This is a genomic window from Janibacter sp. CoH_79_TC_3 (assembly GCF_058197955.1).
This window is the reverse complement of record NZ_JBXWIV010000002.1, coordinates 65,922-78,959: the sequence shown is the minus strand read 5'-3', so window position 1 is coordinate 78,959 and position 13,038 is coordinate 65,922. Positions and strand designations below refer to the sequence as shown.

11 protein-coding genes are annotated in these 13,038 nt (G+C 42.7%); 7 read left to right on the top strand and 4 right to left on the bottom strand.

The window, feature by feature from the left end:
* The first annotated feature begins 15 nt into the window (after window positions 1–15).
* Entirely contained in the window at window positions 16–1,050 is a 1,035-nt protein-coding gene (locus tag AC2FA3_RS02490; RefSeq protein ID WP_490508156.1) for an alpha-hydroxy-acid oxidizing protein, read from the top strand.
* Between the two features lie 406 nt (window positions 1,051–1,456).
* On the top strand, window positions 1,457–2,389 hold the full coding sequence (locus AC2FA3_RS02485) for a hypothetical protein (RefSeq protein WP_490508155.1): 933 nt from the start codon (window positions 1,457–1,459) through the stop codon (window positions 2,387–2,389).
* Between the two features lie 184 nt (window positions 2,390–2,573).
* Here the strand turns inward: AC2FA3_RS02485 and AC2FA3_RS02480 are convergent, their stop codons facing one another.
* The 3 genes from AC2FA3_RS02480 to phoB all read right to left on the bottom strand — a co-directional run bounded on the left by AC2FA3_RS02480 (window position 2,574) and on the right by phoB (window position 5,936).
* Window positions 2,574–3,713 carry a M14 family metallopeptidase gene (locus AC2FA3_RS02480; protein WP_490508154.1) on the bottom strand — a complete coding sequence of 380 codons (1,140 nt, stop codon included), beginning with the start codon at window positions 3,711–3,713 and terminating at the stop codon, window positions 2,574–2,576.
* A 286-nt stretch (window positions 3,714–3,999) separates the two neighbouring features.
* The gene (gene phoR, locus AC2FA3_RS02475) at window positions 4,000–5,070 is read right to left on the bottom strand and encodes a phosphate regulon sensor histidine kinase PhoR (RefSeq protein WP_490508153.1); all 1,071 of its coding nucleotides are present in this window, start codon (window positions 5,068–5,070) and stop codon (window positions 4,000–4,002) included.
* Window positions 5,071–5,237: 167 nt separating this feature from the next.
* Window positions 5,238–5,936 (bottom strand): phosphate regulon transcriptional regulator PhoB, encoded by a 699-nt coding sequence (gene phoB / locus AC2FA3_RS02470; RefSeq protein ID WP_490508152.1) that lies wholly within the window; start codon window positions 5,934–5,936, stop codon window positions 5,238–5,240.
* 533 nt (window positions 5,937–6,469) lie between these two features.
* Between phoB and pstS the strand changes: the two genes are divergently transcribed.
* From pstS to phoU, 5 genes are all read left to right on the top strand, one after another.
* Complete coding sequence (gene pstS, locus AC2FA3_RS02465; protein WP_490508151.1) at window positions 6,470–7,615, top strand: phosphate ABC transporter substrate-binding protein PstS; 1,146 nt, start codon at window positions 6,470–6,472, stop codon at window positions 7,613–7,615.
* A gap of 235 nt (window positions 7,616–7,850) precedes the next feature.
* A complete protein-coding gene (gene pstC, locus AC2FA3_RS02460) occupies window positions 7,851–8,801 on the top strand; it encodes a phosphate ABC transporter permease subunit PstC (protein WP_201565610.1) in 951 nt (316 codons plus the stop codon).
* A gap of 96 nt (window positions 8,802–8,897) precedes the next feature.
* Window positions 8,898–9,812 (top strand): phosphate ABC transporter permease PstA, encoded by a 915-nt coding sequence (gene pstA, locus AC2FA3_RS02455; protein ID WP_490508150.1) that lies wholly within the window; start codon window positions 8,898–8,900, stop codon window positions 9,810–9,812.
* Window positions 9,813–10,046: 234 nt separating this feature from the next.
* Window positions 10,047–10,805, top strand: a complete 759-nt coding sequence (gene pstB, locus AC2FA3_RS02450; protein ID WP_490508445.1) for a phosphate ABC transporter ATP-binding protein PstB — start codon at window positions 10,047–10,049, stop codon at window positions 10,803–10,805.
* 69 nt (window positions 10,806–10,874) lie between these two features.
* Complete coding sequence (gene phoU, locus AC2FA3_RS02445; RefSeq protein WP_490508149.1) at window positions 10,875–11,648, top strand: phosphate signaling complex protein PhoU; 774 nt, start codon at window positions 10,875–10,877, stop codon at window positions 11,646–11,648.
* Between the two features lie 224 nt (window positions 11,649–11,872).
* Here the strand turns inward: phoU and AC2FA3_RS02440 are convergent, their stop codons facing one another.
* On the bottom strand, window positions 11,873–12,799 hold the full coding sequence (locus AC2FA3_RS02440; RefSeq protein ID WP_490508148.1) for a bestrophin family protein: 927 nt from the start codon (window positions 12,797–12,799) through the stop codon (window positions 11,873–11,875).
* Window positions 12,800–13,038 lie beyond the last annotated feature (239 nt).

Below are 13,038 nucleotides of genomic sequence, written 5' to 3'. Positions count from 1 at the left end.
GTCGAAGCACGCGGCGTGATTCCAAAAGCGAGCTATGAGTTTGTATCGGGCGGCGCTGGTGACGAGTGGACGCTACGCGAAAACCGCCGCGCTTTTAACGATTATCATATTGCTACCAAACGTTTGGTCGGCTTGACCAAAGACAACATCGATATCTCTACGCAACTGCTAGGCTTAAATATACAGTCGCCTATCATGGTCGCTCCTATGGGCGCGCACGCCATGGTTCATGACCAAGGTGAAAAAGATACCGCACGCGGTGCTGGTCTTGCCAACACATTATATTGCTCATCGGGCGCATCTAATGCAACGCCCGAAGAAATTGCCAAAGCAACGACGGGGCCAAAATGGTTTCAGCTCTATTGGAATAATGATTTACAAGTCACGCGCTCACTCCTTACTCGTGCTAAAGAAGAAAGCTACAGCGCTATTATTTTGACAGCTGATGCGCTAGGTCCAGGACAGCCGGATGCCTTTAAAGCTATGGGCAGCCCTTTCCGTCATGACCGCAACTTTGTTAATCATGATCCTAAAAAAGGGGGCTTTGGTAACTTTTTTTATCAAAAGACATCTTTGACTACGGCTGACATTCAATTTATTAAGAAGCTGACAGGATTACCTGTGATCGTGAAAGTTATTTTGCGTCCTAGTGATGCCGATAGATTTATTCGTGCTGGCGCTAATGCTATTCAGGTTTCTAACCACGGTGGTCGTCAAATCGATGGCGTGCCTGCCAGTATCACAGCACTACCGCCTATCGTTAAAGCGGTCAATAAACGTGTTCCAGTTATTTTAGATGGTGGTATTCGCCGAGGTATTGATATTATTCGTGCTATCGCGATGGGTGCAGATGCCGTAGCAGTCGGTCGTCCGATGCTTTATGGCTTAGGATTGGGCGGCGCGCAGGGTTTCGAGTCAGTCATTAACTTCTTAAATAATAACCTCAAGTCGACCATGCTTTTGACAGGTGCAGCAAAGTTGTCTGATTTAAATCCTAACTATATTGAAATCGTCGGTCAAAATGAGGAATACAGTACTTCTCAAGGCTGATACGCTTAAAGTGAGCACCCTATAAACTTAGTAGCCTACTCGTTTAAATATTTGACAATTAGCCATCAAAAACTGGTCTCATAGGCTAGTTTTTTCATTTAACAAAATATCTTTTGTTCTGATATTGTTATCATTAACAATAGCTTGGGCATTTTCAATTGCATCTTTTAAATAACCTACCATTCATTAAAATCCGTATGAAGATAAGCTCTTAAATATCACTTAATTTAATGATTAAATTTTGGCTGTGTTAATATTTTTTAGACATGACAATATAGATACTGTCTATTATTAAGAATAGCGCATTACTGTAGCAACAGTGTTAATACTGAATTTTTGTTTTGCAATTTCAAAAAATTTTACCTATTATTACGTTTCTTACTAGAAATTAACAATAGGTAAAGATATGAAAGTCAGTAAGCTATACACAGGCATTTTATTAGCAAGCACCTTAATAGTAACAGGCTGCGGAAGTGATGATTCAGACTCAACTATTATTACTGATAATAATACTGGCCCCATAGTTAATAACGAGCTGAACTACACAGCATTTGATTCTTTTACTGATGTTTCAAATGGTTTATACAAAAAAGGTTGGGGTAAAATCACATTTAAGATTAATAACAACGGTTTGACTCGTACCACCTCTACCGTAGTTGGCAGCTCTGACAATGCTTATCAAATTAGCATAGGCGATGAAAAAGGCCATCATGACTACTACGTCGCTGATAAGACATTCGCAAAAGTCAAAGATGGATTTGACAACTCATTCTATAAGGTTAATTTTATTGATAGCGACACCTTTAAGTTAAAAATTCAGACCGATAACCGCTCCATAGATGCAGTTTATGATATCAAGACGTTAGATCTCAGCGGCGTTAAAAAGTTAGCTGTCAACGCAAAAACTGGTATTAATACTGATTTAAGTTACGATGGCTTCCAAAGCAATGTTGCTTTCCCTACAGGTTCGCAGTGTTATATCTTACAAGAAACACCTTCTCAGTCATACTATACTTTTTATGATTTAGCCTCTAGAGAAGATATTACTATTAACGAATGGCTTGATGAACAAAGAAAATATAATACTGTAACTAATATAATCAACGAAAAAGTCGGTCGTAATAATGAGCTGACAGCGGTCAGATATACCGATGAAAATGGTGAAATCGAGGCAGCAGTTCAATATAATGGTTTAGTTTATAATGCTTATTATTATCAAAAAGATGTACAAGAAGACTCTGATACTGACTTCACTAAAGGTGTAGTAGATTGCGATCTTTATAATAGCGTTGCAACTAAGTTTTTAGAAACACAGATCAAAACCAACTATAAATGGTAACCATATATAGTTAAGACCTAATCTTAATGAGAGATGATGTCTACCAGTCATTGATTATTGTCTTTATTACGAGAAACAAAAATAGCGCCTAGAATGGGCGCTATTTTTAAATGGTTAATATTTTATCAAAAACGATATCTATGATTATTTTCACTTGAATCTTGATATTGCTTTCAATCATTCACTAACGCAACTCATCCACGACCGCCAACATCGCAACTAACAAGGCCTCGCCGAGCTTAATTGAACGCTCTGGTGACCAGCCTGTATCCTCAAACGGAAGATTGGCATTGTCTTTAAATGGCATCTCTAAAGTATTGGCCAAGCAATCAAAACGTTCAGCCACCCAGTGGGTGGCGATGGTCATGTTTGCGGTGCCCGGCGCATCAACGTCATAACCAAATTCAGACTGAAAATCGGCACTAGCTAATTTTAAGACGTCTGAAAATTTATCACGTAGACCTGCAAGACGGTCATTATAACTTGGCGTTCCTTGTGAGCCCGCTAAGAACACATAAGGCAGCGCTTCATCACCGTGCATATCATAAAATAGATCAACGCCTGTTTCTTCCATTTTATTGATGACATGGAATACCTCAGGGCTTTTCTCTAAGCTTGGATTCAACCATTCGCGGTTTAAGTTAGTGCCTACGGCGTTAGTACGCAGATGTCCGCGCACACTACCATCAGGGTTCATGTTCGGCACAATATAGATATTCGCTTTATCTAATAACAACTTAGCCGTGGCATTGTCATTATTTAGTAGGCTATATAACAACCCTTCAATTAGCCACTCCGCCATTGTTTCACCTGGATGCTGACGCGCGGTGATCCAAATATTACGTTTATTCACATCACTATTGCTATCGCCATTACCGACTTTTACTAAGGTTAAGTCGCGCTTATCAAGCGTTTCGCCTAAATGCTCTAATGTCACCAATGGGTGCGTTTGTACAGCTGCCAATAAGTCTTGATGACGCTCATAACTGTAAGGGGCAAAATACGCAATTTGAATCGTATCGCATTCAAGCTCTGCCACTATCGTTAATTTGCCGTCTTTATACGAAGTCGGCAGGCGGAACCAATACTCCCGATCATAAGACGCAACCGCTTGGTAATTATCCCAACCTTCAAGATAGGACGCTTGCCCTGCATTCACAATATTGAGCACATATTGCTCGCCAACCTGACCTGTCAGGCGAAAGTTAAACCACTGGAAAAATTCGCCGCCAACGTCTGGGCGAATTGCCAATTGAATATTTTCTTTATCTTCTAAACTAATAACGTCAATATTACCTGCGTCAAAATTTGCAGTGATATGCATAATCTTTCCTTAATGGTTTTTTGTAGATTTAAAGACTGGTGTTAAAAACACTTATACTAAACTCAATAGGTTGTCCATCATAGTGTAACGGAGTTTATGGCACACTCGTGTTCAAGCTTGGTTGCTTATTATAGCGCTTGTTTCTTTATTCTTGATTTGATTCTTGGTTTTCGTATAACTAGAAAGTAAGAGAGCACTGAAAAATCGCACATTCTCGAACGTCAAAAATCGCATTATAATTGACAGTAATTTTTTTAAAATCCTGCTAATGGCTACGAATTTAGCATTAACTCATAGGAGCAGCTCGAATATGAGTGGCTGGGAAAACGGCACTAAATGTCGAGCCTTTGCCTTCTGACGATTCAATTTGCAGAGTCGTATCATATTGATATAACACATGCTTTACAATCGCCAGCCCTAGCCCTGTGCCACCTGTCGCACGACTACGTCCGCTGTCCACTCGATAAAAACGTTCGGTCAACCGCGCGACATGCTCCGGCGCAATACCAATACCATCATCGGTGACGGCAAACCGACAGCCTTCTGCAGTTTTTGCCCAACTGATGACGATATTACCTGCTTTTGGCGTATATTTGATGGCATTGATCACCAGATTGGATAAAGCACTGTTTAGATACATCTCCGAGCCATATAGACCATCATAGGTGTCTATCTGTAAATGCAGCGTATGGCCATATTCTTGGTTATAAGCCTGCGCGTCATCATAGACATGCGTGAGCAGCTTAGTCATATCAATATAGTGCAGCTCATGTGTCTCTTCGATTTCAATTCGAGACAATAGCAGTAAGTCATTGACCACTCTATTCATGCGCGCAGTCTGCTGCGTCATTAACTCGAACCCGCGTCGCCATTGCCGCGGCACATCTTCCTGATCTGAAAAATTCTCCAAATAGCCCATTAGGACGGTCAGTGGCGTTCGTAGCTCATGAGAGACATTGGCAACAAAGTCGCGGCGCATTTGCTCTAGATGTTGTAAGCGGGTCACATCATAAATAATCAGCAGTTTTTCATCGCCAAAAGGCGTAAGCTCGCACTTGAGATAACGGTTAGGGTCGCGCCATGATTTCATATGCACACCATCATTGGGTGCCACCATGGTCTGATAGTATTGTTGGAACTCGGGGACGTTAATAAAATCAAAAATACTTCTGCCATGATCCGCTGACTGCAGCAATAATAAATCTTCGGCGGCCTGATTCCACCACTCCAAACCATCATCGTCATTTAGCAAGATAACTGCATCTCGCAGTGCGCGTAAGGCACTTCTGATTTTTTTAAGCTGATCGGTGGAGTATTGCTCTATCTCCTCTTGCTCTATGTCCCTAGGCGTTATCATGTTTTTCTCTCTTCTCTATTAACAGTATGATGCTTAGCACTTATTATTAGTATTTATGGTTTTTAGTTCTTATAATTTTAAATATTTATGCCTCTTAGCACTGAATCTTCTTACCGCTGTTTCGCTGCCTTATAAATAATGGGCTATCTTTCTAAATATCGATAGCGTCATTCAACCAGACTAGAAAAGCGATAACCGGTACCGCGAACCGTTTGAATCAATGTACTGCAATCATAAGGCTGTAGTAATTTGCGCAAGCGTCTGATGTGCACATCAATCGTGCGGTCTTCGATATAGACATTACCGCCCCAGACCTGATCTAGCAGCTGGGTGCGCGTATAAGCACGCTCCGGATGACTCATAAAAAATGCCAGCAATCGATATTCTGTCGGACCGATATCGATGACTTTATTATCAGCGGTGATGCGTTGGCTTTTAGGATCGAGACTAAGCTTGCCTATTTCAATTAGTTTATCGCTACTAAGTGCACGACTACGACGCAACACCGCTTTGATTCTGGAGATTAATTCACGCGTTGAAAAGGGTTTGGTCATATAGTCATCAGCGCCCGCATCAAGTCCATGAACCTTGCTATCCTCTTCACTTTTGGCGGTCAGCATAATCACCGGTATCTCCGCCAACATCTCATCGCTTTTGAGCATGCGGCAAAAATCAATACCGCTTTTATCGCCTGGCAACATCCAATCTAGCAAAATCAAAGCAGGTCTGTGGTCAACCACTTGCTGATGCGCCTCTGCGACGTCAGCCGCTTGTAAACTCTCAAAGCCCGCCATCTCTAGCGTCATTACTACCATCTCACGAATTGCAGGTTCATCTTCGACAATCAAAATTTGTTCATTGCGCATACCATCGCCTCATTATTGAAAGACAAAAAATTAGAATACTAAGCACTTATCAACGCCTGCCCATTAAACGGCTTAATTATGACAGTTTGATGACACTGTGACTCGATACTTTAAATGCTTTGCCTTAAACACTGCGCCTCAAACACTGTAATTTAAATACGACGCTTCAAACAGGGCTTTTTAAAGACTGCACTTTAAAAATGTTACTTTAAAAACTTAACCTTAAATCCTTACGCCCCCAAAAACTAACGGCTCATCATAACGAATTTTGCTCTAGATATCAGCTGCAATCCGCTTAAATGACCGCTCTATTAAGCTGTTTCTTTAATTGACCGACTTTTTTCATAAAAGTGTCTTATTTCATCAAACTGTCATATTTGCTCGGCACAATATGCTCATTGACCACCAAGCGTCTTTGCAGCAAAACGTTGCTAACCAAACATCGTTAGCAATACATTACTAAAAACCTGGGCATCGACATTGTTATTCATAAACGCCCCATACTTAAATCTGATTACTTTTTAGGAGAAATAATGCGCTATTCATTAATGGCTTTAGCAGTCGCGAGTACCTTTACCTTAGCTGCTTGTAATCAAACCCCCAATAGTAATGAAAGCAATGAGCCAGCTACTTCGGCGCAATCAACCACCGCGACGACCGACACCGCAAACGTTCAATCGACAGACAATGTATCGATGAATATTACCGGCGCTGGTGCTTCTTTTCCGCAGCCTATCTATGCTAAATGGTCAGATGCCTATAATAAAGCAACAGGCGGTCAAGTGAACTATCAGTCAATCGGCTCATCTGGTGGTATCAAACAAATCGTCGCAAAAACTGTGGATTTTGGGGCGTCTGATGCGCCAATGACGCCAGCTGAATTAAACGAAGCCGGTCTGATTCAATTCCCAACTGTTATCGGTGGCGTAGTACCTATCGTCAACATCGATGGCGTTGCGCCTGGTCAATTAAAGCTCGATGGAAAAATGCTAGCTGACATCTATCTTGGCAAAATCAGCAAATGGAATGACCCTGCCATCGCAGCCATGAATCCTGATTTAACCCTTCCTGACGCGGCCATTACCACGGTGTTCCGTTCAGACGGTTCGGGGACAACGTTTAACTTTACTGATTATCTAGCCAAAGTCTCAAACGACTGGAAAGACAATGTTGGCGTCGACAAAACCGTCAAATGGCCAACCTCGGCAACCGGTGCTGGTGGTAAAGGTAACGAAGGCGTTTCAAGCTATGTGAATCGTATGAAAAACTCTATCGGCTATGTCGAATACGCCTATGCTAAGCAAAATGGTATGTCACACGTTGCCCTGAAAAATGCTGCCGGCAATGTCGTTCAACCATCTGCGCAAACATTCGCCGCCGCTGGTGACATCGATTGGTCAAAGCAAGAAGGTTTTTATAAAGTCATCACCAACTCTGAAACGGCTCAAGCATGGCCTATCGCCGCCGCGACCTTTATCCTAGTCCATAAACAACCAAAAGACGCCAAGCAAGTGGCGGGTGTCCTTAACTTCTTTGACTGGGCTTATGCTCAAGGCGATGATGATGCGATGAGCCTCGATTACGTGCCTTTTTCTGATACGGCCGTGGCTTTATTTAAAGCGAAATGGAACGAGGTGGTAGATAGCGAAGGTAAGCCTGTTTATACCCCAGCGCCATAAGCCGAGACCTAGTAAATCGAACACAAGCAAGTCAAGAATCAGCCAACTAATGCCACCAAGCAAATACTGAAAAGCGTGTTTGCTTGGTGACGTCTTAGCCGTAGTGAACTTAATAGATGGTTGTTAGATAACACAGTTTATTACGGTAAGACGCTAAGCTTTCACACAATCAAGCGTTAATACGATTAATCATTAACACAATTAAAAGTTAGAGCGATAAACAACAGAGGCTTTTATGGCAGACCTAAAATCCCAACTGGCAAAACAAAAACGCTACGATGCGGTTTTTGTCAACGCCACCAAAGCATTTGCAATATTGGTGCTCTTGTCGCTTGGCGGCATCATGCTGTCATTGATTGTCGGTGCGTGGCCAAGTATCACCGAATTTGGCTTAGGATTTTATACCAGCAATAACTGGGATACGGTGAACGATCAATACGGTGCGCTTGCACCCATTTACGGGACGGTGGTCACCTCTCTTATCGCTATCTGTATTGCCGTGCCAGTCAGCTTTGGGATTGCTATCTTTCTAACGGAACTTTGCCCCAATTTCTTGAAAAAGCCACTGGGAATTGCTATCGAGCTGCTGGCAGGTATCCCTTCTATCATCTACGGCATGTGGGGCTTGTTTGTCTTTGCGCCTTTTTTTGGTGATCATATTCAGCCTTGGTTTATTGAAAACATTGGCCCCCTACCTATTATTGGCAAGGTTTTTACCGGTGCGCCGATGGGATTAGGGATGTTTACCGCCTCGTTAATACTGGCGATTATGATTATTCCCTTTATTGCCGCTACCATGCGCGATGTTTTCTCTGTGGTGCCAGACCTGCTAAAAGAATCAGCATACGGCATGGGCGCCACTACGTGGGAGGTGATGTTTAAAATCATCTTACCTTATACCAAAGCAGGTGTGGTTGGTGGCGTAATTTTGGGGCTCGGACGAGCGCTTGGCGAGACGATGGCTGTTACCTTCTTGATTGGTAATGCCTTTAATATCAGCCCAAGCCTATTTACATCTGGAGTGACCATTACTTCAGCGCTTGCTAATGAGTTTGCCGAAGCGTCAAGTGAGCTGCACTTAGCGTCATTATTACATTTAGGATTAATACTCTTTGTCATTACCTTTATCGTTCTATCAATATCTAAGCTGATGCTCATGCGTATTGACCAAAAAGCGGGCAATTAAACACACTATTTTAATAGCCAACAAAGCAAATCAAAACAAGACAAACTAAACACGTTATTTGCAGCCATTATTTGACCTAAGAAGGACAAACACTTCATGACTTTAGCACCAGTCACTACTCAAACGACCCAGACAAGCCAGCCTTCTGCAAGCTTTGAAGACCGTTACAACAAGCGTCTTTATAACAAGCGCCGTTTTATCAACAGACTGGGACTTGGTTTTGCCTTATCAGCGATTGTATTTGGTTTGTTTTGGCTGATTTGGATTTTGATTACGCTGTTTATTGAAGGCTTTCAAGGTTTAATCGAGATGCCTGTCTTTATGGCAGATACCCCGCCACCGATGGGCGAAGGTGGTCTACGTAACGCTATTGTTGGCTCAGTGATGTTGGCCTTTTCGGGCTTGGCGATTGGTGCGCCAATAGGCATGATGGCCGGTATTTATTTAGCAGAGTTTTCACATGGCAGTATGTTAGGTAAGGTCACCCGCTTTTTAAATGATATTTTATTGTCTGCCCCATCTATCGTGATTGGTCTGTTTATTTATGCCTTGATGGTCAAAGGACAGAGCTTTTCGGGTTGGGCCGGTGCATTGGCATTGGCGCTGATTGTGATTCCTATCGTCGTACGTACGACAGAAAACATGCTAAACCTTGTGCCTAACACACTGCGTGAAGCCGCTTATGCACTGGGTACGCCAAAATGGAAGCTGGTCAGTACGGTGACGCTGAAAGCTGCCAAAGCTGGTCTGACTACCGGTGTGCTGCTCGCTTTTGCTCGTATTACCGGTGAAACCGCGCCCTTGCTATTCACGGCGCTAAACAACCAATACTTTAGTACCGATATGAGTCAACCGATGGCCAACTTACCCAATACGATTTATCAGTTTGCCATGAGTCCTTATGACAACTGGCATGCACTAGCTTGGGCAGCGGCGCTACTGATTACCGCGACAGTATTATTCTTAAATATTGCGGCGCGCTTTATCGGGGGCAAAGATCATAGCAGATAGTTTAAGGCTAACAGAAGCACAGCTAATAGCAAAAAAACACCCCCATTTAATAAAACTTTAAAACAGATGGATACCATTATGACTGATTTATTAGAGAGAAAAGCGACTAAGCCGATGACAGATACCAGCAGCAAACGCCGTTTACTGGATGACGCTAGGTTTAACAATGGTCAGCATAAACAACCAGATATTGCCCATCTTATCAAGCAAACCATGGCAGACATGCCTGACAACATGCCGCCTGCCAAGATTACCATTCGCGATTTAGACTTTTACTATGGCGACTTCCAAGCATTAAAAAATATCAACATCGATATTCCAGAAAAAAAGGTCACGGCTTTTATTGGTCCTTCAGGCTGCGGTAAATCAACGCTGCTACGTACCTTTAACCGTATGTATGACTTATATCCAAGTATGCATGCTGAAGGTCAAATCACCCTTGATGGCCAAAATATTCTGGCAAAAGACATGGATGTTAATTTGCTGCGTGCGCGTGTCGGCATGGTCTTTCAAAAGCCCACACCCTTCCCGATGTCCATTTATGACAACGTCGCATTTGGCGTCCGTCTCTATGAAAAGCTCAGCAAAGCGGAGCTAGATGAGCGTGTCGAATGGGCATTGAAAAAGGCAGCGTTATGGCTGGAAGTCAAAGACAAACTAAAAGCCTCAGGATTGTCACTATCTGGCGGTCAACAGCAGCGACTATGTATCGCCCGCGGGGTAGCAACGAAACCTGAAGTATTGCTATTAGATGAGCCAACGTCAGCGCTTGATCCTATCTCTACTGGCGCTATTGAAGATTTGATTACTGATTTAAAAAACGACTATACGATTGCTATCGTGACCCACAACATGCAGCAGGCTGCACGTGTCTCCGACTATACCGCTTATATGTATTTGGGAGATATGGTAGAAATGGGTGAAACAGATCAAATATTCACCAATCCCGCACAAAAAGCGACTGAAGATTATATTACCGGTCGTTATGGCTAAGTGGCTGTTTGTTTAAAGCAATCATTTCTAGCAGTCATTTATCACGCTATTCATTTTGGCAATATTTTTATGAGCAACATCAATACGATTAAGGAAGTAAGCATGGCGATAACGGCAAAGCATTTATCAAAGAGTTTTGATAATGACTTACATGACGTGATTGAGCTGTTTATGAAAATGGGTCACCTAGCAGCAGAGCAAGTCATGGTTGCGACACGCGCCTTGATAGCTGCAGATGAAGCAACTGCAAAAAAAGTGATTGCAGACGACCATCTAATCAATCAGCTAGAGATTAAAATCGACGAACAAATCATTTTATTAGTCACCAAACGCCAACCAGCCGCCAATGATTTGCGCTTAGTCATGGCGCTTAGTAAAGGCATTGTTGACTTTGAACGTGTGGGCGATGAAGCAGAAAAAATTGCCCGTATGGCATGCAAACTGATTAAAGATGGCGCCTCTCCAAGAGGCTATTCAGAGGTTCAGCATTTATCCAATCAGGTGCGCCTGATGCTGCTTGATGCGATTGACGCCTTTTCACATATGAATCCTCAGCAAGCGTTTTCGGTATTGCAAAGTGATACAGCGGTTAATGAAGAGTACCAATCTGCCACTCGAGCCTTGATGACCTATATTATGGAAGACAGCCGCCATGTGTCCAAAGTGATTAACATACTTTGGGTATTACGCGCCTTAGAACGGGTGGGTGATCACGCTAAAAACATTGCTGAACTGGTCATTTTTTGCACCAGCGGCAAAGATGTGCGGCATACAGATTTTATGCAAGTCGAACAAATCGTCCAGCAAACAACTGATGCTAGTATGAGCAATAATAGTAAATAGCTTATTTGCGCCATTTATCATCAAGATGATTGATATAAAATGGCGCCGCCTCTACCCTTGCTTTATCACTGCTGCCGTTTTGCTTATAGGTAGCAAAGCACTTGGCTGTATATACCTATTGAATGGTCTTTTTTTATGAGATATATTTTGGAGGTATATGTTTTCGTAACCTATATTTTTCTAGTATATCCACTATTTATGATAGAGGGCTTATTGCAAATAGTTTATTGCAAGTAACCGTTCTCAGCCGTAATATTGGGTGGCAGCTCAGTTTCGCCCAAAGCTTCCAGCAAATTAATCTCAATAGTACGTGATAATGCTGTCAGCGGCAATTGGTTGGCAGCCAAACCAAAAGGCTCCTCCAACTCTTCACTTAACGCGTCCAAACCAAAGAAGGTATAAGCAATAACCCCGCAGATTAGGGGCGTCACCCAGCCTAAAGAAGAAACCAAACCAAAAGGCAGCATGAAACAATACAGGTAAGTCGTACGATGCACCAATAGCGTATAAGCAAACGGCAAAGGCGTGCTATGGATACGCTCGCAAGCCGACAAAACCACCGTCATCGAATTCAGGCGTTCATCCATGTTTTGCACCATATGCTCTGACGTCAAGCGCTGCTGCCGACAATAGCCAAGCTCTTCACCTAACAGTCGTAGCAGATAATTTGGCAGATTTTGTGTTTGCCTCATGCTGGTATGATGGATGGGCTCTACAAAATGCTCCACATCTTGCCAGGGCGAACTGTCTCGCAGTCGATGACGCAATGCATGGGTAAAAGCGATGCTCAAATAAACCAGTCGTCGCTGACTGTCTCGTCCTTCCTCACTGTTTTCCTCTATATAAGACAACACTTGACGGGTAAAGCTGCGCGTATCGTAGACCAATTGACCCCACAACCCCCGAGCTTCCCACCAACGCTGATAGCTGGCATTGTTACGAAAGCCTAAAAACAACGATAACGCAATCCCAAGTAAGGTAAAGGGCGCGACGCTATAAGAAGAAAAAGAGCTGGGGAATCCGTGCTGAATATTGGTAATGAAGGCACTAATCAGGCTAATCAGCAAAATTTGTGGATAGACCTTTGGAAGGATAGAACCACGCAAGGTAAAAAGCAGTTTGATAGCGCTGGGCTTTTGCTTGACGATCATTTTAACGTCCTAACGACTGGTGCTTATAAAAAATAACTGAGTTTTTGCAGGACGAAATGATAACAGACTAAAGAAGCATGAGCAGCAAAAATGCTTATTTATCATGTTTTAATTGGCTAGCAGTTTTTATCGCTCATTTATTCAATAAATTTCTACAAAATAATCGGTTGTTATAATGATGTAAGGATAGCAGGCGCAGGCATACACAGCAGATGTTATCGTTTAAAAATTCGACTATA